General features: G+C 50.6%; 31 protein-coding genes. 18 read left to right on the top strand and 13 right to left on the bottom strand.

Annotated features, from left to right (window positions below):
- Nucleotides 1–50 precede the first annotated feature (50 nt).
- The 5 genes from KNO58_RS13595 (at nt 51) to KNO58_RS13575 (ending at nt 4048) form a co-directional block, all read left to right on the top strand.
- On the top strand, nt 51–1031 hold the full coding sequence (locus KNO58_RS13595) for a FecCD family ABC transporter permease (RefSeq protein WP_214754756.1): 981 nt from the start codon (nt 51–53) through the stop codon (nt 1029–1031).
- Nucleotides 1028–2074 (top strand): FecCD family ABC transporter permease, encoded by a 1047-nt coding sequence (locus KNO58_RS13590; RefSeq protein WP_214754754.1) that lies wholly within the window; start codon nt 1028–1030, stop codon nt 2072–2074. Before KNO58_RS13595 ends, KNO58_RS13590 begins: the two co-directional genes overlap by 4 nt.
- Nucleotides 2071–2883, top strand: a complete 813-nt coding sequence (locus KNO58_RS13585; protein ID WP_214754752.1) for an ABC transporter ATP-binding protein — start codon at nt 2071–2073, stop codon at nt 2881–2883. The genes KNO58_RS13590 and KNO58_RS13585 overlap by 4 nt, the downstream gene beginning before the upstream one ends.
- Nucleotides 2884–2973: 90 nt before the next feature.
- Nucleotides 2974–3447, top strand: coding sequence for a hypothetical protein (locus KNO58_RS13580; protein ID WP_034781420.1), 474 nt, complete (start codon nt 2974–2976; stop codon nt 3445–3447).
- Between the two features lie 16 nt (nt 3448–3463).
- On the top strand, nt 3464–4048 hold the full coding sequence (locus tag KNO58_RS13575; protein ID WP_214754750.1) for an NADPH-dependent F420 reductase: 585 nt from the start codon (nt 3464–3466) through the stop codon (nt 4046–4048).
- Nucleotides 4049–4088: 40 nt separating this feature from the next.
- Here the strand turns inward: KNO58_RS13575 and KNO58_RS13570 are convergent, their stop codons facing one another.
- A complete protein-coding gene (locus KNO58_RS13570) occupies nt 4089–4388 on the bottom strand; it encodes a TM2 domain-containing protein (RefSeq protein WP_251026261.1) in 300 nt (99 codons plus the stop codon).
- Nucleotides 4389–4474: 86 nt separating this feature from the next.
- The gene (tnpB, locus tag KNO58_RS13565; RefSeq protein WP_214754746.1) at nt 4475–5647 is read right to left on the bottom strand and encodes an IS200/IS605 family element RNA-guided endonuclease TnpB; all 1173 of its coding nucleotides are present in this window, start codon (nt 5645–5647) and stop codon (nt 4475–4477) included.
- A gap of 259 nt (nt 5648–5906) precedes the next feature.
- Between tnpB and KNO58_RS13560 the strand changes: the two genes are divergently transcribed.
- The 3 genes from KNO58_RS13560 (at nt 5907) to bsh (ending at nt 7559) form a co-directional block, all read left to right on the top strand.
- Nucleotides 5907–6065 carry a hypothetical protein gene (locus KNO58_RS13560; protein WP_021065374.1) on the top strand — a complete coding sequence of 53 codons (159 nt, stop codon included), beginning with the start codon at nt 5907–5909 and terminating at the stop codon, nt 6063–6065.
- Nucleotides 6062–6466, top strand: coding sequence for a hypothetical protein (locus KNO58_RS13555; protein ID WP_214754744.1), 405 nt, complete (start codon nt 6062–6064; stop codon nt 6464–6466). The genes KNO58_RS13560 and KNO58_RS13555 overlap by 4 nt, the downstream gene beginning before the upstream one ends.
- A 118-nt stretch (nt 6467–6584) precedes the next feature.
- The gene (gene bsh, locus KNO58_RS13550; protein ID WP_214754742.1) at nt 6585–7559 is read left to right on the top strand and encodes a choloylglycine hydrolase; all 975 of its coding nucleotides are present in this window, start codon (nt 6585–6587) and stop codon (nt 7557–7559) included.
- Nucleotides 7560–7592: 33 nt separating this feature from the next.
- On the opposite strand, the gene KNO58_RS13545 is transcribed toward bsh, so the two are convergent.
- Both KNO58_RS13545 and KNO58_RS13540 read right to left on the bottom strand, forming a co-directional pair.
- Complete coding sequence (locus KNO58_RS13545) at nt 7593–7871, bottom strand: hypothetical protein (protein ID WP_214754740.1); 279 nt, start codon at nt 7869–7871, stop codon at nt 7593–7595.
- Between the two features lie 110 nt (nt 7872–7981).
- Nucleotides 7982–9217: an MDR family MFS transporter gene (locus KNO58_RS13540; RefSeq protein ID WP_214754738.1), complete on the bottom strand. Its 1236-nt coding sequence runs from the start codon at nt 9215–9217 to the stop codon at nt 7982–7984.
- A 103-nt stretch (nt 9218–9320) separates the two neighbouring features.
- On the opposite strand from KNO58_RS13540, the gene KNO58_RS13535 reads away from it, so the two are divergent.
- Both KNO58_RS13535 and KNO58_RS13530 read left to right on the top strand, forming a co-directional pair.
- Nucleotides 9321–10946: an ABC transporter substrate-binding protein gene (locus tag KNO58_RS13535; RefSeq protein ID WP_214754736.1), complete on the top strand. Its 1626-nt coding sequence runs from the start codon at nt 9321–9323 to the stop codon at nt 10944–10946.
- Nucleotides 10947–10957: 11 nt separating this feature from the next.
- A complete protein-coding gene (locus tag KNO58_RS13530; protein WP_214754734.1) occupies nt 10958–11341 on the top strand; it encodes a hypothetical protein in 384 nt (127 codons plus the stop codon).
- A gap of 31 nt (nt 11342–11372) precedes the next feature.
- Here KNO58_RS13530 and KNO58_RS13525 read toward each other — a convergent pair whose 3' ends face one another.
- Together KNO58_RS13525 and KNO58_RS13520 are read right to left on the bottom strand one after the other, a co-directional pair.
- Nucleotides 11373–11582, bottom strand: a complete 210-nt coding sequence (locus tag KNO58_RS13525) for a YdiK family protein (protein WP_021065367.1) — start codon at nt 11580–11582, stop codon at nt 11373–11375.
- Between the two features lie 16 nt (nt 11583–11598).
- A complete protein-coding gene (locus KNO58_RS13520; RefSeq protein ID WP_251026260.1) occupies nt 11599–12294 on the bottom strand; it encodes a CPBP family intramembrane glutamic endopeptidase in 696 nt (231 codons plus the stop codon).
- A 213-nt stretch (nt 12295–12507) separates the two neighbouring features.
- On the opposite strand from KNO58_RS13520, the gene groES reads away from it, so the two are divergent.
- From groES to KNO58_RS13505, 3 genes are all read left to right on the top strand, one after another.
- On the top strand, nt 12508–12792 hold the full coding sequence (gene groES / locus KNO58_RS13515) for a co-chaperone GroES (RefSeq protein WP_021065365.1): 285 nt from the start codon (nt 12508–12510) through the stop codon (nt 12790–12792).
- Nucleotides 12793–12834: 42 nt separating this feature from the next.
- Entirely contained in the window at nt 12835–14475 is a 1641-nt protein-coding gene (gene groL, locus KNO58_RS13510; RefSeq protein WP_058765593.1) for a chaperonin GroEL, read from the top strand.
- Between the two features lie 140 nt (nt 14476–14615).
- Nucleotides 14616–15182, top strand: a complete 567-nt coding sequence (locus KNO58_RS13505) for a YdeI/OmpD-associated family protein (RefSeq protein ID WP_214754732.1) — start codon at nt 14616–14618, stop codon at nt 15180–15182.
- A gap of 48 nt (nt 15183–15230) precedes the next feature.
- On the opposite strand, the gene KNO58_RS13500 is transcribed toward KNO58_RS13505, so the two are convergent.
- The 3 genes from KNO58_RS13500 to KNO58_RS15480 all read right to left on the bottom strand — a co-directional run bounded on the left by KNO58_RS13500 (nt 15231) and on the right by KNO58_RS15480 (nt 17900).
- Nucleotides 15231–15938, bottom strand: a complete 708-nt coding sequence (locus KNO58_RS13500; protein ID WP_214754730.1) for an ABC transporter permease — start codon at nt 15936–15938, stop codon at nt 15231–15233.
- Nucleotides 15935–16783 (bottom strand): ABC transporter ATP-binding protein, encoded by an 849-nt coding sequence (locus tag KNO58_RS13495; RefSeq protein ID WP_214754728.1) that lies wholly within the window; start codon nt 16781–16783, stop codon nt 15935–15937. The genes KNO58_RS13500 and KNO58_RS13495 overlap by 4 nt, the downstream gene beginning before the upstream one ends.
- Nucleotides 16784–16913: 130 nt before the next feature.
- Entirely contained in the window at nt 16914–17900 is a 987-nt protein-coding gene (locus KNO58_RS15480) for a LytTR family transcriptional regulator DNA-binding domain-containing protein (protein WP_214754725.1), read from the bottom strand.
- 92 nt (nt 17901–17992) lie between these two features.
- On the opposite strand from KNO58_RS15480, the gene KNO58_RS13485 reads away from it, so the two are divergent.
- The 3 genes from KNO58_RS13485 (at nt 17993) to KNO58_RS13475 (ending at nt 21316) form a co-directional block, all read left to right on the top strand.
- The gene (locus KNO58_RS13485) at nt 17993–19672 is read left to right on the top strand and encodes a DUF2075 domain-containing protein (protein WP_251026259.1); all 1680 of its coding nucleotides are present in this window, start codon (nt 17993–17995) and stop codon (nt 19670–19672) included.
- The gene (locus KNO58_RS13480; protein WP_214754722.1) at nt 19669–19977 is read left to right on the top strand and encodes a nucleotide pyrophosphohydrolase; all 309 of its coding nucleotides are present in this window, start codon (nt 19669–19671) and stop codon (nt 19975–19977) included. The genes KNO58_RS13485 and KNO58_RS13480 overlap by 4 nt, the downstream gene beginning before the upstream one ends.
- A gap of 142 nt (nt 19978–20119) precedes the next feature.
- Nucleotides 20120–21316 carry an MFS transporter gene (locus KNO58_RS13475; RefSeq protein WP_214754721.1) on the top strand — a complete coding sequence of 399 codons (1197 nt, stop codon included), beginning with the start codon at nt 20120–20122 and terminating at the stop codon, nt 21314–21316.
- 39 nt (nt 21317–21355) lie between these two features.
- Here KNO58_RS13475 and KNO58_RS13470 read toward each other — a convergent pair whose 3' ends face one another.
- Nucleotides 21356–21934, bottom strand: coding sequence for a cysteine hydrolase family protein (locus KNO58_RS13470; protein ID WP_214754719.1), 579 nt, complete (start codon nt 21932–21934; stop codon nt 21356–21358).
- 146 nt (nt 21935–22080) lie between these two features.
- Here KNO58_RS13470 and KNO58_RS13465 point away from each other — a divergent pair, with 146 nt between their 5' ends.
- Nucleotides 22081–22503 (top strand): Lrp/AsnC family transcriptional regulator, encoded by a 423-nt coding sequence (locus KNO58_RS13465; protein ID WP_214754717.1) that lies wholly within the window; start codon nt 22081–22083, stop codon nt 22501–22503.
- Nucleotides 22504–22527: 24 nt separating this feature from the next.
- Here KNO58_RS13465 and KNO58_RS13460 read toward each other — a convergent pair whose 3' ends face one another.
- A complete protein-coding gene (locus KNO58_RS13460; RefSeq protein ID WP_214754715.1) occupies nt 22528–22959 on the bottom strand; it encodes a DUF4279 domain-containing protein in 432 nt (143 codons plus the stop codon).
- Nucleotides 22960–23031: 72 nt separating this feature from the next.
- Here KNO58_RS13460 and KNO58_RS13455 point away from each other — a divergent pair, with 72 nt between their 5' ends.
- Nucleotides 23032–23502, top strand: coding sequence for a hypothetical protein (locus tag KNO58_RS13455; protein WP_214754713.1), 471 nt, complete (start codon nt 23032–23034; stop codon nt 23500–23502).
- 53 nt (nt 23503–23555) lie between these two features.
- On the opposite strand, the gene KNO58_RS13450 is transcribed toward KNO58_RS13455, so the two are convergent.
- Nucleotides 23556–23834, bottom strand: coding sequence for a hypothetical protein (locus tag KNO58_RS13450; protein ID WP_214754711.1), 279 nt, complete (start codon nt 23832–23834; stop codon nt 23556–23558).
- An 18-nt stretch (nt 23835–23852) separates the two neighbouring features.
- Nucleotides 23853–24080: a hypothetical protein gene (locus KNO58_RS13445; protein ID WP_058765610.1), complete on the bottom strand. Its 228-nt coding sequence runs from the start codon at nt 24078–24080 to the stop codon at nt 23853–23855.
- Between the last annotated feature and the right edge of the window lie 8 nt (nt 24081–24088).

Genomic DNA, 24088 nt, shown 5'->3' with positions numbered 1-24088 from the left:
TTTTCTGACAGCGAGATTTTGCTATGGTAGGAGAGGAAAGAAGTGAGTGAATGATGAAACCATGGATCAAACTATTCGCCTTGATCATCGCGTTACCTATCTTGAGTTATATCAGTCTACGGGTCGGGGTCATCCCGGTCAGCCATCAAGACGTGCTCGCGCTCGGAAGCGATATGTCGTCACAAGCGATGATTGCGCTGGAAGATAACCGTATCCCGCGCACCGTCGTCGCGCTTCTCGTCGGTAGCGTGCTCGGACTCGCCGGGTTGCTGTTCCAACTCGTGACCCGCAATCCGCTCGCGTCACCGGACATTTTGGCGGTCAATGCGGGTGCGAGCCTGGCCATCGTTCTCGTGACGCTGTTCGGCTTCAGTAGCATCGCCTCGTTCACATCGGCCGCGCTCGTTGGAGCCTTTATCGCCGGTGTCATCGTCTATCTCCTCAGCGCGAATGGGGGCAACGTCATGTACATGACACTGGCCGGGGCGTCACTTGCGGCGCTGTTCAGCTCGTTCACGCAGTCGATTATTGCGTACGAGGAAGGCGCGCTCGATGAAGTGTTGTTCTGGTTGACGGGATCGGTCGCAGGCCGCTCGCTCGAACTCGTCACGACGTTATTGCCATGGATGGTTGTCGCGAGCCTTTGTGTCCTCCTCATCAGTAAAGAGCTTGAGACGCTGTCGCTCGGTGATCAGGTCGCCCGGTCGCTCGGTCAAAACGTCGGGGTCATCAAGTTCGTCGCCGTCACGCTCGCCGTCGTCTTGTCGGCGTTCGGGGTCGCGCTCGCAGGACCAATCGCCTTCGTCGGTTTGTTGGCCCCGCATCTCGCACGCTATCTGTTCGGCACGGCGTTCTTCGCCCGACTCGCGGGGAGTGCGCTTCTCGGGAGTGTGTTGCTCCTATCAGCCGACATCTTCGGACGGCTCGTCTTGTTCCCGCGGGAAGTGACGGTCGGCGTCGTGCTCGCCGTCATCGGGGGCGCCTTCTTCATCTATCTCGTCAGCGCCAGACAAGGAGTCTTTAAATCATGAAATCATACAGTTTTCGAAAAGGTCCGTTCTCGTTCACGCTCCGGAAGCGGGAGATCGTGCTAGCGGTCGCGCTCCTTACCGGCCTGTTCGTCGCCTTCTATTTGGGACTCGCCATCGGCGACACGTTTTTGACCCCATGGTCGCTCGGGGCGCTCTTCCTCGGTTCGGGTGACGCGTTCGCCGAGCTCGTCGTGTTCGAGTTTCGGATGCCACGCGTCCTGATGGCCATCACGGCCGGGGCATGTCTCGCAGTCAGTGGACACTTGTTGCAGCTCACTATCAAGAACGAACTCGCCTCGCCGGAGATTTTTGGCATCGTCGGCGGGGCCGGGGTGGCGACGGCGACGTTCTTCACCGTCTTCACCGATGAGCGGACGAATCAACTGTCCGTCCCGCTCGCCTATATCCCGTTTGCCTCATTTGCTGGCGCGCTCACGGTCGGTGCATTCTTGTTTTATCTATTGAAACGGGGCGTCCCGCCGGTCCGACTCGCGTTGATTGGGATCGGGATCAGCATCTTCTCGCAAGGGATTGTCCAGTTCATGATGCTCGCATCGAATGTGTATCGGAAGAACGATATCCAACAATGGCTCACCGGCACCGTCTATGCGGCGACATGGAATCAATTGAAAATTATGGTGCCGCTCGCGATTCTGTTCTTGCTCGCTGCCTTTTTGATTGAACGTCACGTCCGCCCGCTCCACATTAGCGAGGCTGTCGCGACGAGCATCGGCGTGCCGGTCCGCGGGACACAGCGTGGGACTTTGCTTTTATCGTGTCTTCTTGCCGGAATCGGGGTCGCTTTCGTCGGAGCGATTGGCTTCGTCGGACTGATGGCCCCGCACATCGCCCGCCAAGGTTTGAAGTTACCGTACATTTGGGCAACGTTACTCGTCGGGGCGACGATTGTCGTCTTGGCGGACGTGCTCGCCCGAACAATCTTTTATCCGTATGAACTGCGAACCGGTGTCATGACGGCCGTGATCGGTGCGCCGTACTTCTTCTATTTACTTCGCCGGATGATGAAAGGAAGCATGAGATGAATACATTTGATTTACACAAGGTCGCCATCGGCTATGAACAGAATATTGTGCTCGACGACTTAACGTTCTCGATTCCTCACGGCAAAATCACCGTGCTATTGGGTGCGAACGGATGCGGCAAGTCGACGCTCTTGTCGACGCTCGCCCGACAACGGGACGCGTTATGCGGGACGGTCGCCTTCCGCGATAAGCCGCTTGAGACATATCGGGCGAAAGAGGCGGCCCGACTCATGGCGTTCATGCCGCAAGTGAACGTCGCGCCGGACGGATTGACCGTCGAACAGCTCGTTCGTTTCGGCCGTTATCCGTATCAGACGTTCTTCAAGCGCTACTCGGAAGATGACGAACGGGCCGTCGAGAGGGCGCTCGCCTTCACGGACACGGTCTCGCTTCGGGACACCCTCGTCAGCAACTTATCAGGTGGGCAGAAGCAACGCGTCTGGATCGCGCTCGCCTTGGCCCAAGAGTCGGAGACGATTCTCCTCGACGAGCCGACGACGTACCTCGACATGTCGCATCAAATCGAAATCCTCGACTTGATGTATCGGTTGAACCGATTAGAGGGGAAGACGATCATCATGGTGCTCCACGACTTGCATCTTGCCTGTCGCTACGCAGACCATGTCATTGCGCTCGCCGGTGGGAACGTCTATCGGCAGGGCAGTCCGAACGATGTCGTCGACGAGGCGTTCATGCAGGACGTCTTCGGTTTGAAAGTCGTCGTGACAGAAGACCCGCTCTACGGCACGCCGCTCTGCATCCCGTATTCGCATTACGAGTTGAATGAGAAACGGCCACCCACGACCTAGTCCTCGGACTAGGTTTTTTTTCGCCTGAAGCCGGGGAAGGGGTAAGAGAAAGCTGATGTGTCACCTTGTCCTGTCAAAGGAGGAGCCAATATGGCCAAGAAGGAAAAACAACCGTACCATATCGTCACATTCACGTTTCCAGAGGAGTCCATCTCGTATCAAGCGTTCAGCAAGTTGAAAAAGTATCACGCCGAAGGGCTCGTCGGGTTCGAACAACTCGTCGTCATCAAGCGTGAGGACAACGGGGCCTTCTCGTTCGAAGACGCCGTCCAACTGACACCGACGAACAAGTCGACGAAGGGTGCTTTGATCGGGATGGCCGTCGGGATTCTCGGCGGACCGTTCGGAATTCTATTCGGTACGCTCACGGGAGGACTCATCGGAGGAACGAAAGATTTGAAACACGTCCAGAGCATTCAAGAGACGTTCAAACGGACGGTCGGCAATATCGAGCCCGGGCAGACCGGGGTGATGGCAATCGGGGAAGAGTTCGATCACTCGGTGCTCGATGGACTCGCGGCTGAACTGGGTGGCACGGTGACACGGACAGACGAAGAACTGTGAAGGGGAGTCGGACTATATGAAGATTGGTATTTTAGGAGCAGGGAAAGTCGGACGGACGCTCGGGCGCAAGTTCGAGGACGTTGGCTATGAAGTGTTGTACGGGACGCGCTCGGAGCGCGAGGGGACGATGTCGCTCCAAGAAGTGGCGTCAAACGCACAGATTCTTTTATTGACGACGCCATTCGCGGCGGCAATCGATTTGATTCAATCGCTTCGGGACTTGGATGATAAAATTGTCATCGACGTGACGAATCCGATTGCCAAAGAGTTTGATTCGATTGAGCGTCCGGAAGGGAAATCGGGAGCCGAGCATCTGCAGGAACTGGCGCCGCACGTCCGCATCGTCAAGGCGTTCAATCAGACCGGCGTCGAGAACTTGGAGAATCCGAACATGTCGATGATGTTCATCGCCGGAGATGAGCAAGAGTCGGTCCGGGCCGTCCAAGACCTCGCCTCGAAGATCGGCTTCGACGCCCATACGCTCCGTCACTTGAAACTGGCGCGAGAGCTCGAGTCGCTCGCGTGGTTATGGATTCATTACGCGACGAAAGAACGGAAGCACCGGAACTTCGCGTTCTACTTGAAAGAGAATAGCTTCTAATAGAAAAGACGGTCACGCATTGGCGTGACCGTCTTGGTCGTTAAAAAGCAGCTTGACGCTCAGAGCGAGTCTTCAACGATTCAATCGTTTCGCGCTCGATTGCTTCGACTTCGCGTTGTTGCCAGCCTGGCATGAGGAACGCGTCGACGAGCGCCCAAATGCCTGTGATGATAGCACCGAAACCAATCGTCAAAACGACCATCAAGAGCATGGCGATGCCAGTCCCTGTTTTCTTGAAATAGAAGCGGTGTGCGCCTAACGCGCCGAGGAAGAACCAAAGCAAGTACGCGACGACGAGACTGCGTTTCTTTTTCTCGACTTCACTGTTGACGAGGAGCATTTCCTCTGTCGTTGAACTACCTCCACCTACGCTTCGTTTGGAGGTGGAGGATTCCTGGGTCATCCGGTCTGATGACCGGAACCTGATCAGGCTAACCCCGTCGTCCCGACGGTTGAAGAGGCCAGGATGTGCTCGGCCTCTCGTTTCAAGTTCAGTCCTGCGTTTACATCGCGGTCGTGGTGGGTCCCGCAACCCGGGCATGTCCACTCACGCAGACTGAGATGCTTCACGTCTTTGTGTCGGTGACCACAACTCGAACAGAGTTGGCTCGAGGCGAACGTTTTCCCGACCTTCACGACGGTCTTGCCGTACCAGTCCGCCTTGTACTCGAGCATACGGAAGAACGCCGACCAACCGACATCGGAGATGGACTTGCTCAACTTGCGGTCCTGCTGCATGTCTTTCACCTGCAAGGTCTCGATGCCGATGACGTCGTGGTTTTTGACGATCTCGGTCGACACCTTGTGCAGGAAGTCGGTACGCTTGTTGGAAATCTTCTCATGGATACGGGCGACCTTGCGTTTCTGCTTCTGGTAGTTCTTCGCCTCGGACAGCTTGATGTTCTTGTTCAGGGCGATGAGCTGACGACGAGAGAGCTTGCGCTGCTCGCGCGCCAGTCTCTTCTCGAGCGAATGGAAGTAGCGGTCGTTTTGGTACACCGTGCCGTCGGACAGGACGGCGAAATGCTTCAGTCCGACGTCGACGCCGACGGTTGAGCCGGTATTTGGCAGTTCGTCGATCTCCTGCTCGACGCAGAGAGAGACAAAGTATTTGCCCGTCGCGTTCCGTCGGATTGTCGCGCTGAGGATGCGACCCTCCACAACCCTTGAGTTGGCGAACCGGACCCACTTCAACTTTGGGAGCTTGAGCTTGTTGCCGACAATCGACACCTCAGGAAGTTGGGACTTGCCTTGGATGTTCGCCGTGTAGGATTGGACAGGGTTCCGCTTCGACTTGAACCGTGGCCGTTCGTTCTGTTTCTTGAAGAAGTGTTCATATGCCTCGGCCAGATGTTTGACGCTATTTTGCACAGAAGTGCTATCGACTTCCTTCAACCAATCAAGCTCTTGCTTGAGTACAGGTATATCTTTTGAACAGGAGCCGTAGGACAGTCCTTTTCCTGTCGCCTTGTAGGTTTCTTCCCACTTCGCCAAGAAGTGGTTGAAGACGAAGCGTGAACAACCGATCGTCTTGGCGATCAGGATTTCCTGCTCCGTTGTCGGATATATCCGGAATCTATACGCTTTATGCTTCAACATGGTGTTCACCCCCCTCTAGGTATTTATACCCAAAAAAGAGGCTGGCGATTCATCGCCAACCTTCACTCGGACTTCGCCCGCCACGTTTAGAAGTGGGAGTATTCTCGTCTAATTTCGATAAATCGGTACGTGAATAATTCATGATGTGATGTGCCTTCTTTCCAAAAATTGATATAATGAATGCAGTGTTTTTTGTATCGGGAAACGGATGAATTCCCATGATTTTCTATTATTTTTTTTGGAAGCGAGGAACAACCGAATGGGTTTTGCGATTGTGACGTTCATCGTCGCGTTTATTCACGTGATCGCCGGAGCGGTCGTCTTACATAAGTATCCGCAATATAAATCTATTGCCATCAGTGTGATCGTGCTCGGTTTCGTATATGGTCTATTGACGGTGGGGTTCATCGTCCTATGAACAAGTTCTTGAAATCTCGAGTGAGCTATACAAATGAAGATGCATTTAAACTCGGGATGTTCATTATGCTCGGGCTCACCATCATGGATGTCTTAGGTGGTAACGTGCCAGATATGACGTTGGCGCTGGCTGCGACTCTGTTTTATGCTTGGCGCCGTGACATCGCGGCGACACTTGGTGAGGAAGCATTTCGTGCCATCGGACGTGAATCAAGTGAACTGACATTACGAGGTGTCGTCGTTGCCTTGATGATTGGACTCTTCGTCTCGTTCTTCATGGATACGTTGACCTACTCGCTTGAAGCCCTCATGTATTATGGGTTTGCGTTCGTACTCGGATTAAAAGGGATTGGACTTTGGTTTTTCATGCCGGACACAACGGTCGAGACCGAACTGAATTAATATGAAGAACGATGTGGCACACGCCTCATCGTTTTTTATTATGGTTGATGTCAGACGATAACGTGAATAGACCAAAGAGTGCTGTTATTGTCTGCATTGGAACGGAAGGAGTTTTGTTATGTGTACAGCAATCACGTACGCTCCGCACGCCCACTACTTCGGCAGAAACTTAGACCTGAACGTGTCCTATCACGAGCAAGTGACGATCACCCCCCGACACTATCCGTTTCACTTCAGACGGATGGGCGAGAACGTTAACCATTACGCGATGATCGGGATGGCGACCGTCGTGGAAGACTACCCGCTCTATTACGAAGCGACGAATGAAAAAGGGCTCAGCATGGCTGGGTTGAACTTCCCAGGGAATGCCGTGTTCAAGCCGGAAGTCGACGGACGAGACAACGTCTCCCCGTTCGAGTTCATCCCGTGGATCCTCGGCCAGTGTGCGACCGTCGAGGAAGCGAAAGAGCGACTGGCGACGATTCATCTGATCAATCTCAACTTCAGCGATGCGCTTCCGCTTCACCCGCTGCACTGGATCATCGCCGACAGAGATACTTCGATTGTCGTCGAGCCGATGGCGGACGGTTTGCGTGTATACGACAATCCAGTCGGCGTCTTGACGAACAATCCGTCGTTCGAGTACCAGCTGTTCAATCTGAATGATTATCGGCACGTATCGACGAAACTGCCGGCCAATACGTTCGCACCGACATTGAATCTCGATGCCTATTGTCTCGGATTAGGCGGGCAAGGCTTACCTGGTGATTTATCGTCGACGTCACGTTTCGTCCGGGCAACGTTCGCTACATTTAACTCGGTCTGCGAATCGACCGAGGTGTCAGGGGTCGGTCAATTTTTCAAACTGTTGGATACGGTGATACAAACGCGGGGCTTGAACGAGGCGGCGGACGGGACGTACGAGTATACGATTTATTCCTCATGTTGCAACGTTGACGACGGTATCTATTATTACCGGACGTATGGCAACAACCAAGTCACGGCTGTGTCACTGTTCCATGAACCGTTAGACAGCGAGCGATTGATCACGTATCGTCTGCAACATCAACAACAAATTCATTATGAGAATTGAGAACAGCCCCCTTCGCGCGAAGGGGGCTGTGTTTTACAGTGTAGCGTTATAGAGCGGGGCCTCATCGTCCGTGCTGATGACTTTCAGGTGACGCTCGTCCTTTACATAGACGCTCTTATAGGCCACACGTTCACCTTCATAGAATAAGATGACGCGGTTGCCGTCGTTGTCCGTCTCGATTCTCGGTTCATACTTCGCGACATCAATCGTATCTTCGAGCACGCTATACTCTTCGTATGTAGACAGGTCGCCTTGATTTGAGCAGGCGACGAGAAACAGGGAAGCGACCAGCGCGAGAACTACTTTCTTCATCGTATCTCTCCTTATTTGATAGTTAACCTATCAAATATAACTTAGATTGATATCTTTTTCAAAAATGAGCCTACACAAACGGTCCCTCACATGTGAGAGACCGTTTTGACTTAAGAAGCTTTTTGATTCAAGGCCAACGTTTCTTTCACATAGATGCCTGTATACACTAAGAAGCAGCCGACACAGACGACCAAGCCGATATAGACGCTCATCATGAACGGAGAGAGGAGTGCGCCGATGAGAATTGTCGAGCGCGACATGAAGTCGGCACCGGCGAACGATGTCCCGGCGAACGCCGAGTAGGCGCCGCGTTGGTCTTCGGGCATCATGTTCGCTTTCTCCGTGTTCAAAACGGGTGAATACAATAACTCACCAAACGTGGCGAGAAGCATGAACCCGAGCAAGAGCGTCATCGAGTTCGCGCTCGTGATGACGGCATAGCCGATCATGTACAGCAACAACCCGCCGAGCAACGCCTGTTTGTTGGAGAATCGAGAAGCGAGACGTTGAATCATGAACGTCAATGCGACGACGATCAGCGTGTTCTCGATTTGGATGAGGCTGAACATCCGCACCCCGTTGATTGCCCAATCGTTGATGGACATCGGCTCGAACGAGTCGGCGAGCCGGACGGCGACGTAGCTCCCCATCGAAAACTCGGCGGCGAGGATGCACATCGAGCCGAAGACGACTTTGACGAACGGACGATCGCGCCAAGCGATTTGATAGCTTTGGAAGATATCGACGAAGACGAGTGTGAGTCGTTGCGACGTCCACGTCCGCTTCGTGTCTTCGAGGAAAATCGCATAGGCGATTGGAAGCGTCGACGACGTCACGGTCAAAATCCAAAACAGTAACAGCTGATTGCTGACGTAGAGCCAACCGCCGATGGCTGTTCCGATTGCAATCGATAAGTTGATTAACCAGTAGTCGAGGGCATAGACGGCTTTCCGGTTCTCCGGCGTCGTCGCATCGATGATGATGGCACTCATGGCAGGACGTCCGAGGTTGCTCGTCACCGTGAAGATCGTATACGCGACCATGAACACGATCATCTGATCCATCATGAGACAGAGCGTCATCGTGAGGAACATGCCGGCCGTTATGCTCGACGTGAGGACGAGCAACTGTTTGCGGGAGAAGCGGTCGGCGAGATAGCCGCCCAACAACCCTATGACATAGCCGAGGCATACGAGCGTGATTAAAAAGACGCCGGCGATTAACTCGTTGAACGCTTTGACGAACAAGAGCGCCATGAACGGCATGATGGCGAATGAGACGGAGCGATTGAAAAACGATGTAATGAGTCGAACTTTAATTGGGCGAGGTATTTCTTTCCATTTCATATTGTCACCTTCCATTCTGTACCTGTATCATAAACAAGACAACAGAACTTGAAAATGGACGAATCGAGGGGATGATGTCCACTTTTGGTGAGGGGGAATGGGCATGGATGCCTACTTATTTAGTTTGTGGAAGCAATGTCGGGACGGGCATTACACGATTGCGGACATGGCGGACGCCATCCATTTAAGTGCCAAACAAACGAGACGGCACTTGCTTCGCTGGCAAGAGGAAGGCTGGCTCACCTATACGAGCGGGCTCGGACGTGGCAACGTCAGTCAGCTCGTCTGGTTGCGTCATGTGGAGAGCGAGTTGGCCGAACAGTTATTGAAGCGGATGGAGACCGAGTCGATTGAGGCCGTGACGAACCAGCTCGAATGGGACTGGTCACCGGCGCAGACCGGACGCTTCATGCGTCAGCTCGAAAAGAAGTTCGGCTACGTCCAGACATCGAGTGACGCCCTCATCATTCCACGGCGGCGCAACTTTCTGACGACGCACCCGCTCGAGGCGGCCGACATCCATAGCGCCCACCTCGTTCAAAACGTATTCAACCGCCTGTTCACAATCGATGAATCCGGGCAAGTGACGGGCGAACTGGCCCATCACTACGAATGGCGCGGGGACACGCTCATCTTGTTCCTTCGTAAGAGTGTCCGGTTTCACGACGGCTCGCTCATGACGAGTAAAGACGTGACAAAAAGCTTGCGGGCGCTCTTCCAGTCTCCGGCTTATCGTCATACATATCGTCACGTCCGACGCGTGTCGTCAAACGGTCCATATCAGGTCGATGTGACGCTCGATCGGCGCCGCAATTCGTTCGTGCCGCGGCTCTCGATGATTCATACGAGCATCGCCAAAGACACGATTGGGACGGGGCCGTTCCTGCTGGAGCGGCATGATGCTGAGAAAACGGTGCTTGCGGCGTTCGAGAACTACTTTGGCGTCCGGGCGCTGCTCGACCGCGTTGAATTTTTACAGGTGCCAGACGGCTACGACCCGACATACCGTATCTCGTCGCGAGACTCCGGAGAGACGGGCTATATCTCGACGCCATCGGGTTTCAATCTCGTATTTTTGAACAGTCAGCCGGGCGGGGTGTTCGAGCGGGATGAGGCGCGACATTACATCCACCGTCTGATTGCAGAGATTCGTCCAGATGTGGGATCACTCGACGATCGGAAAATCCCGAACGACCGTGGCTTCCTCGGGGATGCGAGCGAGACGTATGAAATTCCAGAAGGACCAGCAGTGACGTTCGACCGTCCGATTCGCATCAAACAGACGGACTTCACGTCGACGGTGTCGATGTGGATCGCCGATATGTTGACGCGGCACGGGATTTCATATGAATGGGTGCCGGTCAGTTTCAAGGATACGATTCATGACACGACGTATTTCGATCGGGTCGATTTGATCGTCCATGGCGAGATTTATGAGCGCAATATCTCGCTCGGTTTCGAGCAATTTTTGACGAGCGACTATTCGCCACCGCGTGAGTTGTTGCGTCACATTGACGGGATGACGGAACGGGTCCGTCAATACGATGAGCTACCGTTCGAGGACTGGTTGCCGCTCCATCAGCAAATCGAGCGGGAGTTGAAAGAAGGGTCTTATTTTATTCCGCTCTATAACGAGGAGCGGACGATCCCGTTCCCGGTCGAGTTAAAGGATGTCTGTATCGACATCTTTGGGTATTTTGATTTTGCGAAATTATGGATTCCATCGTAAGGAGAGGTTGTATGAGTAAAAAATGGTACATCGTATTAGTGATGGTCTGGCCGACCTTATTCGGGCTAGGGCTGTGGAACGGGGAGTATGTGTGGGCGGCGTTGACAGGTCTAGGGTTTACGGTGTCTTCCTACTACGAGCAGAAGTTGACTACCATGAATCCTGATCAAGCAGCTTCGATTCGGGCCTCGGTCAATGCGAAGCTGGTGACATTCGTCTTTGTCGCACTAATGATCTTGTTTACCGTCGGTGTGTTTTTCTTCGATGAGCCGCGCGTGCCGTTGCTCGAGACGATTCATATCGTGCTCGGCAGTCTGTTGACGCTTCGCGGTCTATTGATTCGGGGTGCTGATCACATCGAACTGAACGATGCGTCCAACGTGATTCGACACTAAAAAAGACCAAGCGCTCAGCTTGGTCTTTTCGTTATGCCGATTTATCGGTCTTTTCTTTTTTCGCTTTTCGGGCGAGCGTTAAAATCTGATATACCTTGAAGAAGTCATACGCGGCTACGGCGATGATGAAGTACGTCCAGAAGCTGAAGCCGTACTCTTGCACCGAGTAGTAGGCGAGGACAGTGAACAGAATCCCGAATGAGAGACTGAACAAAAACATAACTTTTAAGTGTCGCGGCATCAATGCCACCTCATTTCTACATTAAGAATAATACGACCATGACGAGCGCGTTGTTAAACGCGTGAATCGCGATCGGCACGATCAAACGACGCGTCTTGGCATAAGCGACCGTGAAGGCGAAGCTCATCGCCACGTAAACGAGAATCTTGTTGTCCCCGTGGATGAGCGCGAATAAGAGCGAGCTGACCGCGAACGCGATCCAGAACCCGAAGCGGGCGCTCAAGTTACCGAATAAGATATGACGGAACAGAATCTCTTCCATGATCGGTCCGAGCAAGACGACCGAGAGCGTCATGACTGGGACGAGACGGACGATATCCGCGATTTGCTCGGTGTTCTGTGACCCCATGACGTCACCTGAGATCGCTGTCTCAATCAAGTTGGCGACGATGACGAGCCCGTATTGCATGAGAATCCCGAGCCCGATCCATTTGACCGTGTCGTTCAAATTTGATTGGATGCCTTGCTGCTTATATAGCTTCAAGTCGGGCCAGAGCAAGAAGACGGAGATGATGATCGTCAAGCTGAACCCGATGGCGAACCAAAGCCCGGTTGCGGTCGGTGTGATCCATTCTGGACGCACTCCGCTAATCAATACTGGAAAGAATTGAACAAACGCATACAGCAGAATCGGGATGATATGCCGGAGCCGAATGTTAGGCGCCATCGAAAAACGGGTATTTATCGATTGGTTTGAGTTTAGTGTAGCCAATTGAACACGTCCTTATTCCTAAGAGTCAACGTTCCTTTTAACCATTGTATCAAATAAGGTCTCTTGACCGCGAGTGGGAGCATTTTTTCGATGTTCCCGCTTGCATTTTCAGGCGTCTCATACTACACTAATCAATGTTAGCACTCCTTTTTGACGAGTGCTAAAACTTACGATTCAACGATACATCATTCATATTCGGAGGAGGTTTTTTCTATGTTAAAACCACTAGGCGATCGCGTCATCATCGAAGTCGTGGAGAAAGAAGAAAAGACGATCGGAGGCATCGTGCTTCCTGACACGGCGAAAGAGAAGCCGCAACAAGGACGCGTCCTCGCAGTCGGTACAGGCCGCGTCACGGACCAAGGTGAGCGGATCGCGCTCGACGTCAAAGAAAATGATTTGGTCATCTACTCGAAGTACGCGGGTACCGAAGTGAAGCATGAAGGCAAAGAATACTTAATCGTTCGAGAGAGCGACATTCTCGCAATCGTAGGCTAAGACTCACCATTCTTCAAAAACTTTTCTAGGGGGAAATGAACAATGGCAAAAGAAATCAAATTCTCAGAAGACGCACGTCACGCGATGCTTCGCGGTGTCGACGCACTCGCTGACGCGGTAAAAGTCACAATCGGACCGAAAGGACGCAACGTCGTCCTCGAGAAGAAATTCGGCTCACCGCTCATCACAAATGACGGTGTGACGATCGCGAAAGAAATCGAACTCGAAGACCACTTCGAAAACATGGGCGCGAAGCTCGTTGCTGAAGTCGCCTCGAAGACGAACGAAGTCGCAGGGGACGGTACGACAACGGCGACAGTCCTCGCTCAAGCGATGATTCGTGAAGGTCTCAAAAACGTGACAGCGGGCGCGAACCCGATGATCCTCCGTAAAGGAATCGACAAAGCGGTTCGTCGTTCACTCGAAGAGCTCAAGCTCATCTCGAAACCGATCGAGTCGAAAGAAGCGATCGCCCAAGTCGCGGCCATCTCGGCAGCGGACGAAGAAGTCGGCGAGTTGATCGCAGAAGCGATGGAGCGCGTCGGCAACGACGGCGTCATCACGATTGAAGAATCACGCGGTTTCACGACAGAACTAGACGTCGTCGAAGGCATGCAGTTCGACCGTGGTTACTTGTCACCATACATGATCTCAGACTCAGACAAGATGGAAGCGGTGCTCGACAACCCGTTCATCTTGATCACAGATAAGAAAATCTCGAACATCCAAGAGATCATCCCAGTGCTCGAGCAAGTCGTGCAACAAGGGAAACCAATCCTCATCGTCGCAGAAGACATCGAAGGCGATGCGCTCGCGACACTCGTCTTGAACAAGCTTCGTGGTACGTTCAATGCGGTCGCAGTCAAGGCACCAGGATTCGGCGATCGTCGTAAAGCGATGCTCGAAGACCTCGCGACGCTCACAGGCGGCCAAGTCATCACCGAAGACCTCGGCCTCGAGCTCAAGTCGGCAACGCTTCAACAGCTCGGACGCGCATCGAAAGTCGTCGTCACGAAAGACACGACAACAATCGTTGAAGGTGCTGGAGACGAAGCAACGATTAAAGCACGCGTTCAAACGATTCGCAACCAAATCGAAGAGACGTCATCTGACTTCGATCGTGAGAAACTCCAAGAGCGTCTCGCGAAACTCGCTGGCGGCGTAGCCGTCGTCAAAGTTGGCGCAGCGACAGAGACAGAGCTTAAAGAACGTAAGCTCCGTATCGAAGACGCGCTCAACGCGACACGCGCAGCCGTCGAAGAAGGGATTGTCGCAGGTGGGGGTACAGCCTTCATCAACGTCATCCCAGCCGTTCGTGCGTTACTTGCAGAAGTGACAGCGGATGAAGCGACAGGTGTCAAACTCGTCCTCCGTGCCCTCGAAGCACCGGTCCGTCAAATCGCGGAAAACGCAGGCGAAGAAGGCTCGGTCATCGTCGAGAAACTCAAGAACGAGTCGGTCGGCATCGGCTACAACGCCGCAACTGGCGAGTATGTCGACATGATTGCACACGGAATCGTCGACCCGGCGAAAGTGACGCGCTCAGCGCTTCAAAACGCAGCATCTGTCTCAGCCATGTTCCTCACAACGGAAGCGGTCATCGCAGACAAACCAGAACCAGCAGGCGCTGGCGGCGGCATGCCTGACATGGGCGGCATGGGTGGAATGGGCGGCATGATGTAAGTCATACGCTCTTAAAACGTCAAACCTTTAATAAGGGTTTGGCGTTTTTTATTTACACTATATATAAATGCTTAGTTTAAAGGATAATAAAGAAAAGTTTAATTGATTGTTTCGATAAAAAATAGAAAGGAGGTATGTGTATGGAAATTGAGCAAGTTCTACGATTTGAGCACCGAGACGAGTTTCGGAAATGGCTAGAGAGGAATTCAGATGAACAGTCGTTTTGTTGGGTGATTCTGAGTCGGAAAAATAGAGAGGACGGATTACTCTACTTAGATGCCGTCGAAGAAGCGTTATGCTTTGGATGGATTGATGGGATTGCGAAAAAGACGGCTGACGGAGAATTGGCACAGCGCTTCTCACCGAGACGAAAACGGAGCAACTGGACCGAACTGAATAAAGAACGCGTTCGTCGATTACAGCGACTTGATTTGATGGATGACCGTGGATTACGTGTTCTGCCCGACATGAGCAGTGAGTCGTTTGTGATTGATCAAGAAGTCATGATGCGCCTGCAGGAAGACGCGCAAGTATTCAAACAGTTCATGGACTTTCCTGAATTATATCGTCGCATTCGGATTGATACGATTCAAAGTGTCCGCGAAGACCGAGAGACGTATTTGAGACGACTCGATAAACTGATTGAGAAAACGAAAGCCAATGAGATGTACGGGCAATGGAATGATGATGGACGCTTGATCGAGTAATGGAAAAAAGGGTGCCGCCTTTAAAGTCAAAGCGACACCCGGTTTCAATCAATCCGTTTGTTTTCGGTTATACATCACAATACTTCCGACGAACACGACGAGCGCCCAGGCGGACAGAATCAAAAGTTCCACCCATGTAGAGCCGAGTCCAGCACCGGCCTCGATTTGATGCGCGAGGTCGATCAAGACGATGTTCGGCAAATACTCGAGTAAACCGATGATAGAGAAACGGTCCTCGTATACCAACAACATCGGTGAGAACGAGAAGAAGAAAAACGCCGGCATGACGATGAGCGAAGCTTCCATGACCGTCTTCGTCATCAATCCGAGAATCGTCCCAATCCCGATATAAAAGAACGTCGAGACGATTAATGCGAGTGAGATGACGAGTAGGTTCGCAGGACTGTATCCCATGATAAAGGCACACGCCGCGATGATGATGAGCGTCGTCACGAACGTGAGTGCACTCTTTCCGAGCAGGATGTCGAGCGTGCTCGCCGGCGATAACATCAGCCCACGGAGTGTGTTCTTCTCTTTCTCTTCGGCGATTAAGGCACACTGGACGAACGTCGCAACGAGGCTGAACGTGATATTGATGACAAAGTAAGTCACGTCGATGCCTCCTCCGCCGAGCTGTGAATAGAAGACGGCGAAGAACAGCGGCATGATTAGCGTCGAGGAGACGAATAAGTTCCGCGACAAGTCTTTATAGTCTTTCTGGAAAATGGCGAGTGCCCGTTTCATTGAAAATGTCATGATAATTTCCTCCCCGTTACTTCGATAAAGACATCCCCGAGCGTCGGTTCGTTCGAATGAATGGCCGCGATGTTTTGATCACGCATCTGCTCATGAAGCCAGTCCGCCCCATCTTTTCCTTGCTTCAATTCAACCGTTTCCCCGTCGTGCAGTTCGACGCGCATCGAGCCATTCGCATATTTCCGGCGCAATCGTTTCGGAGCGTCGAGCAATTGAATCTCTCCTTGATGTAAGAAGGCGACGCGGTCGCACAATTCCTCGGCCTCATTCATGTCGTGAGTCGTCAAGAAGATGGTCGTCCCTTTTGCCTTCAACCGTTCGATGCCTTTATAGATGTGGCGCGAATTGACCGGATCGAGTGCGGATGTCGGCTCATCTAAAAACAACAGTTCCGGTTCATGTAATAACGCCCGGGCCAGTGTCACCCGTTGCAGCATCCCGCGTGATAAAGCGGAGATGCGTTTTTTGCGTTCCGCGGCCAAGTTTACCGTCTGGAGCACATCATCGATGCGTGTGCGTGGTTCGTCGTATAGGTCGCAGTAAAGTTGTAAGTTCTCTTCGATGGAGAGGCGCGTGTATAGGCCGCTGTTATCGGTCAACACACCAATCCGTTTCCGATACTGTTCTTGTTTCAACTCTGAGACTGGGACACCGAACACGGTGGCGTCTCCTGACGTCTGCGCGAGTTGGGACGTCAAGATTTTGATGGTCGTCGTCTTCCCAGATCCACTTGGTCCGAGGAAGCCGAACACTTCTCCCTTGCCGACAGAAAACGTCACGTCGCGTAACGCCTCTTCATTGCCGAATAGCTTTTTTAATCCGTTCACTTGAATGATTGAGTCCATTCTCGTTCCTCCTTGTTGATGTCGTATTTCCTGGTTACATCATATCGAGAGGAAGAGGCGGGTGCATTAGAATGGCCATAAATGGCGCTTCTTGAGGACTGAGTGGAGCGAATCGGGCGGTGAATGGAGCTTATTTTAGCCCAATCATCGTCTTCAATTCGGCCATTTTTGTCTTCGAGAGTGGAATGGTTGTCTTCGCCGAATCATCGAGCACGAGGCTGAAACTGTTCTTCGTGTACGTGATGACTTCGCGCACCCGTTGAAGGTTGACGATGTACGATCGATGACAGCGGAAAAAGCCGTACGGCGTCAGACGCGTCTCGAGCTCGTTCATCGTGAAGACGCTCGGGAATTGTTCAGACTGACTGTGCAACACGGATTGTCCGTCCTGGCTTTCGATGTAGTCGATTTCCGGCGGATCGAGCAAGACGATTTTCTCGTTCACTTTCGTCGGAATCTTCTCGAAGCGGACGTGCATCACCTCTGGCGTGACGTCTTCGTTCGCCTCCGGTTCATCGGGCTCCACATCGAGTAGGCGCAAGTGTCGGTGGTCGATGCGATAGACGGTCGACGTGACGAACAGGGCGCTCTCCATATTGCTCGTCAGAAGCAGGATAGCTTTTTGTTGTTGCTTCAGTTGCATCAAGACGGTCGCGAACAAGTGCCGTGTCTCTTGATCGACGTTTTGATCCGGTTCTTCGAGGACGTAGATGTCGCGATTATGTAGCAACAGCGCTGCGTATTGGACGCGCCGGACGAGCGACAAGCTGAGTCGGTTCAATCGTTTGTTCCGATATGGGGTGAGTTGAACGGTTTGCAGGACTGTATCCAGCGATTCCGTCGATTCGTAGAGCGTATGCGTGAAACGCAAATATTCCTCTACCGTCAAGCGGTCATATAAGCCGTCACGGATGGAGAAGACCGAAAGCGTGTAATTTTGTGTATCGATGGTCCCGGAGTAGTTCGCGTGCGAGTCCGTCAATAATGCGAACAATATTTCCCGGGAAGTGACACCGCAGTGGATGGCTGCGACTTCACCCGGATTGATGGTGAACGAGATATGTTCAAGGATGAGCGTGTCTTGTTGGCGAACAGAGACGTTGTTGAACGTAAGCACCGAATCCCTCCCTTTTTAGTGGGATTATACCATTGATTCATAGAAGACTTGAGTAACGAATTGGAATAAGGCTATGCTAAACTGGAGATAATTTGAAATTAGATAAGGGTGTGTCGGTGAAGATGATTGAGGTCATTCCGTTAGATTTTGATAAAACGAGTATAGATGAGATTGATCGGGCAGCTGATTACTTGAACTATCCGGTGATTTATATTTTGAACGGAGAGAAGGAAGCATATATCGGGGAAACGGTACACTTTCAAAAGCGCATGAAACAACATCTGAAGCTGAAACAAGCAGACCGGAAGAATGTGGACCAAATCAATCTCGTAAAGCATGAGACGTTCAATCGGTCGGCGACGTTCCATCTTGAGACGAAATTGATTAACTACTTTTTAGGGGACGAGAAGTACACCTTACAAAACAAAAGCAAGACGGCAAGCGACTTCACACACAACTATTACAATAAATCGTTCTACGACAATGAGCTGTTTCCTGAGTTATGGGGTGTGCTACATAAGAATGGGCTCGTCGAAAACGACCTGCACGCCATCGAGAACAAAGACATCTTCAAATTGTCGCCGTTCAAAGAACTATCCGTTGAACAGATGGATTTAAAAGAGCGTGTGCTTGAGTTCTGTGAGACAAGGATTGCGAAGTCCAAGCCCGAAGATACATATGGAGACTTGTATGTCATTGAAGGAGAGGCCGGTGTCGGCAAGAGTGTCGTGCTCAGTTCTATCTTCAATACGATTCAAGCGCGGACGAACGAGGCGGGTTCGAATCTGCATCAGACGGAGAACTATCTGGTCGTCAATCATGAGGAAATGCTGAAGACGTATAAAGGGATTGCCAAACAAGTCAAACACTTGAAGGCTGTCAACTTCGTCAAACCGACGCCGCTCCTTAACAAGTTAAAAGATAGGAAAGTCGATATCATCTTGGTCGACGAGGCGCACCTTCTATTGACGAAGTCAGATGCATACAACAATTTCCGGGCAGAGAATCATCTCGAAGAATTGATGAAGATCGCCAAGGTTGTCATTGTCATCTTTGACCAAGACCAAGTGTTAAAGCTGAAGAGTCGGTGGGATCAAAGCAAGTTGGATGAGTTTAAAGAAAAAGCGAAGTGTTTGAAAACATATAAACTGACGAATCAGTTTCGGATGCAGGCGGATGAGGATGTCATCGATTGGATCAACGCCTTCAAAGCTAAGCAGATACAAGCATTCCCAGCTTCTAAAGACTATGATTTACGCGTGTTTGAAACGTTGGAAGAGATGCACCTAATGATTATCGAACAAGACAAGAAACATGGGCTCAGTCGAGTTGTGTCGACGTTCGATTACCTTCATAAAAAAAATGGGGAAACGTATTACGTCTATGGGTCGAACGGGTCGTACAAGATGCCGTGGAATACGACGGGCGGTAAGACGACGTGGGCCGAAAAATCTGAGACGATTGCCGAGGCCGGATCGATTTACACGATTCAAGGCTTTGACTTGAACTACGTCGGTGTCGTGTTAGGTCCTTCAGTAACGTACGATGAGACGAAGGATTGCTTGGTGATCGACACGAATCTTTATAAAGACACTGGTGCGTATGCGGGAATTGACGGCGTCAAAGATGTCGAGTTGGCGAAAGAACAGATTGTATTGAACTCCATCAATGTGTTGATGAAGCGAGGCGTCCGAGGGCTTTATTTGTATGCGAGCAATCAAGCATTACGAGACAAGCTATTACACATTCAAAGAGAGAAGGTACAGATATGAACGAAGTACAACGATTGATGGATAAAGTAATCGAATTCCGAGACGAGCGCGATTGGGCGTTCCACCATAACCCGAAAGACTTGGCGTTGTCGTTATCGCTTGAGGCGAGCGAACTGTTGGAGTTGTTCCAATGGGTATCAAGCGAAGAAGCGCTCGAGACGAAACATGTCGAGATGAAAGAAGAGCTCGCGGATGTTCTCATCTACGCGCTCACGTTCGCCCATGCGGCAGGGATTGATGTGTCGCAAGCGATTGAAGAGAAGCTCGAGAAAAATGCGGTGAAGTATCCGAGTCCGCAATCATAAGTATTTTATTAGCTGGATTACAAAAAACGAAAGGAGACTAACATGTATCATTACTTAAACGACATATAACCCCTCATTCGCCCACCGCCTCTTCTCAATGAATATTTCTTTACGAAAATTCATTGGAAAAGGAGCGGAAATAATGAATCGAAATATATACGTATTATTGGTGGTTCGAATTGTAGCGAATTTTGCAGATAGCTTTTACTTTTTAGCTTCAATTTGGTTTGTTAAAGAAAATACGGACTCGACATTTTGGATTGGATTGGTTGGCTTTGTAGCCATGATACCGGTGGCTTTTCAATTTTTATATGGGCCGTTGATTGATCGTTATTCTAAAAAGGTGTTACTTCTCATTTCGATGGGAGTTCAAGCAACCATATTGATGCTATTGGCGACGCTTTATATGATTGATCATTTGACAGTCGGCGGAGTCATTACATTATTGTTCATTGCGACTTTAGCGAGCGAGTTGAGTTATCCGACCGAGCACGCACTTGTTCCGGTTCTTGTGAAGCAAAAGGATCTTCAAAAAGTAAACTCACTTTTTGCCTTTACGTATCACAGTTTAGATGTTGTATGTAACGCATTGGCCGGGATTGTCTTGACGTTTATCGGTGTCGGCCTTGTATACACGAGTAATGCTTTTCTCTATTTACTGTTATGTGCAGGGATTGGACTTGCGTTGCGGATTGATGAGGTTGTTTGGGAATCAAATAAAGAGAATCGGCAATCTGGTTATTACCAAGAGTTGAAAGAAGGATTTCGATATTTTTGGAATCTCGGATTTCTTCGACGCTTTATTCTCGTCTTCACATTACTGAATCTGCTCATCACAATTTCATTAGGTTTGTTGCCGATTCTGGCGCCAACTGAATTTTTGTACGGGAGTTGGTTAACAGCTATCTCTATCGGGACGCTGATTGGTAGTGCCATATCGATGAGGTTAGGAGAACACCGATTGCGATTGATATTTATTGGAGCGACGAGCGTTGGAGGAATGACTTGGTTGATTTCTTCTATTTGGTTGACGACGAATTTAAAACTAGTGTTGTTCTTTTTTGCTATTTCGTGGATTGCAATTGGGATGATGGGTATTCAATTTCAAACACTGTTGCAACGTCAGATTGAAGCATCGTACCTTGGAAGAACGCTCACCGTTATATATGCGGTGCAAGGTGTTTTAGCACCTTTTGGTTATTTACTTGGTGGGACGTTAGCTGATTTTGTATCGCACCTATTCCTTTACGTCATTGGTGCAATTACATTGCTACTCGCAGGTTTATACTTCGTTGTCGATCCGTTTTTAAAGCAGGTGTCAGTAACGAGTAAAGAATAGAGCGTCAGATGACAAATGGAAAAGCAGTACAGCCCGTTACTAGGCCTGTACTGCTTTCGTCTGAATCATCGTGATGACCTCATCCGTCGTTTGGATGGTCGCGAACTCCTCGTTCAAATTGGCGAGGGACACATCATGGATGACATTCGCCGGAATCAATGAACCGCTCAATGAACGACGGTCGAACGTCGCCGTCGCATCGGATACGACAATCGGTCCGAATCCGAAATTCCCGGCCATGCGGGCGGTCGTCTCGACACAGTGGTTGGTGATTAATCCCGTGACGATAATGGATTGAGCTTGATGTGCTTCGAGAATCTCTTGCAGATTCGTGCCGATGAAGGCGCTGTTGACCTGCTTCGTGAGAATCGTGTCCTGTTCGCGTGGACGAATGAAGTCTTGGAACAAATGGCCATCCTTTTTGAAATAAAATAAGGACTCGGGCACTTGTGAGACGTGTTGGACGTAGATGATTGGCTGATTGGCCTCTTCCCAAGTGGTGATGAGTCGTGCGATGTTGTCTTCACACATCGGATTGTTCCTATTGCCCCAACTCGGGTCGTGGAACGCTTGTTGGACGTCGATAATCAATAATGGTACGACTGTGTTTTGATTCATGGTTGTTTCCCCCTCTTTAACGTTAAGTTAAGTGTAGCGGGGAGGAAGAGTTGATTACATACTATATCAACGGAGTTAGGTGTGTGATTCTTTAAAATGAACGGAAGTTTGGAGATACAACTTACGATTTGAAAGTGGGGACTGAAATGGACGAAATTGATCGACATATCGTCAGCTTGATGCAGGAGAATGCGCGGATTTCTGTCACGGAGCTCGGGAAGCAGATTGGCTTATCGACACCTGCTGCGAACGAACGATTGAAGCGACTTGAAGAACGTGGCGTCATCACAGCGTATCGTGCTGTAATCAATCCTGAAACGTTAGGAAAGCATGTGACGGCCTTCATTTTGTATGACACGACACGGTGCGAGGCGTTCCGAGAGTTTTGCCGGCAACAACCTAGCGTGATGGAATGCCATCGTCTCGCCGGCCAGTACAGCTATTTGGTCAAAGTGGTGACGGAAAATGTGCGGTCGCTCGAGACGTTCATCGATGAATCGATGGTATACGGCCAGCCGTCGTCACTCATCAATCTGTCGTCGCCGGTTCCGTTTAAAGCGGTGGAGTGAAGGCGGAAGTGATTCGGATTTAAGTCATGAATGGTCCTCTTCATACGGATTCGCATATAGATCAATGTCAAACTCGGCACGAATCCGATCGACGAATTGAATCGTCTTCAAATCAAACACAAGCGACGGTGTTTGACCGTTTTCCATCACGATTACAATGGTAAATTTCGCTCGGATGTCGTCGTACGCGTTATAAATGTCATCTAAAATTGTTTCTTTGCCACGAAGTTGCGCAATGATGTGTTGCAGCTGATCGTTCACATCAAATGAAGGCTGATAGCCCGTACCGAGTGACCACGAGGTATATTCACGAGGACGAGACGAGTAGGTACTCTTATCGCCTCGTTCAAATGTTTCGGTAGGGGTTAATCCAAGCCGGTGTGAAACGTCTTCAATTGAGAAATCATCGGCAAGCAGTTGGAAATAGACCAGGACTTCGGTTTGTGCAGGATTCATGAATACCCTCTTTTCTTTGTATGACAGTCTATTTGAATAGTAACGATGCAATCGTGAGAAAGGAATATGAATATGACCCAACGTGAACGGTTCGAACAACTCTATCACTCAGGAAAGCGGTCGACCCGACAGGCGGCGCTTTTGTTTTCATTGGTCACGGCCATTGGATTCATTTTATTGATGAGCGAGGAACGGCAGCTCGCTGAACTGATATGGTTTGTACTTTTGGTCCCCTCCATCTTTCTCGTTAAGATTTGGGCACGGACGAGCACGTTACTGCGATTCAACTCGTCCCCTGAATATACGCGACTAGTTCGCCTTGAGTTTTGGGTGGCGATGGGCCTCGTTGCACTCTATTGTCTGTTGATGCTGACAACGCTCTTAAACCCCGAACAGTTCGGTTTGAGTGTTGTCGTAGCGGGCCTCTATGGGATTGGATGGATTATGTCATCTAAGATTGATCAAAAACTTGCGAAGATTGACCCGGAACACGTGACGCATAAAGTGTATGAGCGCGGGAAAGTGGATTCCTTTCCTAAATGAAGGCAGTCAAAATAAATGAAGGCAGTCAAAAAGGAGTAGCGCGCTACTCCTTTTTATGATGTTGATCGACCTGTAATGCGATCGACTAGTCGTTTTGCTTCAAGCAGGGACATGCCATGAGTCTCACGCAAGAATTTAACGGTCGGGATCATGCCAATCGTATCGATTTTTTCTTTAATCGACGCATGAAACTCAGCATCTTGAACGATTGGTTCGGTATGGAGTTGTTTTCGTTTCAATGCACTCATATCCTTTGCTTGTTGCGCAATGATATTGAGCAAGAAGGCGTTCAAGATCAATGAGGCAGTTAACATGATCGTGGTCCAATCCATTCAAACACTCCTTTCGATTTACGGGCGAGTCTCTAACGTCTCTTCAATTCGATCCAGTCGTTCGATTAACGCATTCATCTGTTCTTGTTGATGCAAGGCGGTTAGTTTCTCAAATTCGATTTGTGCGTTAGCGCGTTGCTCATAACGATTCATGAATCGTACGATTGTCACAATGAACAAAATGATGATAAGCAACGGGAGCAGTGCCATAACTCCCTCGAGCAATGAGAACAATACTTCCTCCATGTGGTTTC

It is taken from the genome of Exiguobacterium sp. J17977, from assembly GCF_018616375.1.
Lineage (GTDB): Bacteria > Bacillota > Bacilli > Exiguobacteriales > Exiguobacteriaceae > Exiguobacterium > Exiguobacterium mexicanum.
Note: the sequence above shows the minus strand (reverse complement) of the source record. Positions and strands in the feature narration are given on the sequence as shown.

Coding starts and splice junctions, on each gene's coding strand:
- KNO58_RS13585 (WP_214754752.1), top strand. CDS start 2,071: ATGAATACATTTGATTTACACAAGGTCGCCATCGGCTATGAACAGAAT.
- bsh (WP_214754742.1), top strand. CDS start 6,585: ATGTGTACAGCAATCACGTACGCTCCGCACGCCCACTACTTCGGCAGA.
- KNO58_RS13505 (WP_214754732.1), top strand. CDS start 14,616: ATGGAAATTGAGCAAGTTCTACGATTTGAGCACCGAGACGAGTTTCGG.
- KNO58_RS13495 (WP_214754728.1), bottom strand. CDS start 16,783: ATGGACTCAATCATTCAAGTGAACGGATTAAAAAAGCTATTCGGCAAT.
- KNO58_RS13540 (WP_214754738.1), bottom strand. CDS start 9,217: ATGAAATGGAAAGAAATACCTCGCCCAATTAAAGTTCGACTCATTACA.
- KNO58_RS13455 (WP_214754713.1), top strand. CDS start 23,032: ATGACCCAACGTGAACGGTTCGAACAACTCTATCACTCAGGAAAGCGG.
- groL (WP_058765593.1), top strand. CDS start 12,835: ATGGCAAAAGAAATCAAATTCTCAGAAGACGCACGTCACGCGATGCTT.
- KNO58_RS13575 (WP_214754750.1), top strand. CDS start 3,464: ATGAAGATTGGTATTTTAGGAGCAGGGAAAGTCGGACGGACGCTCGGG.
- KNO58_RS13560 (WP_021065374.1), top strand. CDS start 5,907: ATGGGTTTTGCGATTGTGACGTTCATCGTCGCGTTTATTCACGTGATC.
- KNO58_RS13475 (WP_214754721.1), top strand. CDS start 20,120: ATGAATCGAAATATATACGTATTATTGGTGGTTCGAATTGTAGCGAAT.
- KNO58_RS13555 (WP_214754744.1), top strand. CDS start 6,062: ATGAACAAGTTCTTGAAATCTCGAGTGAGCTATACAAATGAAGATGCA.
- KNO58_RS13530 (WP_214754734.1), top strand. CDS start 10,958: ATGAGTAAAAAATGGTACATCGTATTAGTGATGGTCTGGCCGACCTTA.
- KNO58_RS13480 (WP_214754722.1), top strand. CDS start 19,669: ATGAACGAAGTACAACGATTGATGGATAAAGTAATCGAATTCCGAGAC.
- KNO58_RS13580 (WP_034781420.1), top strand. CDS start 2,974: ATGGCCAAGAAGGAAAAACAACCGTACCATATCGTCACATTCACGTTT.
- KNO58_RS13545 (WP_214754740.1), bottom strand. CDS start 7,871: ATGAAGAAAGTAGTTCTCGCGCTGGTCGCTTCCCTGTTTCTCGTCGCC.
- KNO58_RS13460 (WP_214754715.1), bottom strand. CDS start 22,959: ATGAATCCTGCACAAACCGAAGTCCTGGTCTATTTCCAACTGCTTGCC.
- KNO58_RS13595 (WP_214754756.1), top strand. CDS start 51: ATGATGAAACCATGGATCAAACTATTCGCCTTGATCATCGCGTTACCT.
- KNO58_RS13535 (WP_214754736.1), top strand. CDS start 9,321: ATGGATGCCTACTTATTTAGTTTGTGGAAGCAATGTCGGGACGGGCAT.
- KNO58_RS13525 (WP_021065367.1), bottom strand. CDS start 11,582: ATGCCGCGACACTTAAAAGTTATGTTTTTGTTCAGTCTCTCATTCGGG.
- KNO58_RS13590 (WP_214754754.1), top strand. CDS start 1,028: ATGAAATCATACAGTTTTCGAAAAGGTCCGTTCTCGTTCACGCTCCGG.
- tnpB (WP_214754746.1), bottom strand. CDS start 5,647: ATGTTGAAGCATAAAGCGTATAGATTCCGGATATATCCGACAACGGAG.
- KNO58_RS13450 (WP_214754711.1), bottom strand. CDS start 23,834: ATGGATTGGACCACGATCATGTTAACTGCCTCATTGATCTTGAACGCC.
- KNO58_RS13470 (WP_214754719.1), bottom strand. CDS start 21,934: ATGAATCAAAACACAGTCGTACCATTATTGATTATCGACGTCCAACAA.
- KNO58_RS13570 (WP_251026261.1), bottom strand. CDS start 4,388: ATGCTCCTCGTCAACAGTGAAGTCGAGAAAAAGAAACGCAGTCTCGTC.
- KNO58_RS13465 (WP_214754717.1), top strand. CDS start 22,081: ATGGACGAAATTGATCGACATATCGTCAGCTTGATGCAGGAGAATGCG.
- KNO58_RS13500 (WP_214754730.1), bottom strand. CDS start 15,938: ATGACATTTTCAATGAAACGGGCACTCGCCATTTTCCAGAAAGACTAT.
- groES (WP_021065365.1), top strand. CDS start 12,508: ATGTTAAAACCACTAGGCGATCGCGTCATCATCGAAGTCGTGGAGAAA.
- KNO58_RS13445 (WP_058765610.1), bottom strand. CDS start 24,080: ATGGAGGAAGTATTGTTCTCATTGCTCGAGGGAGTTATGGCACTGCTC.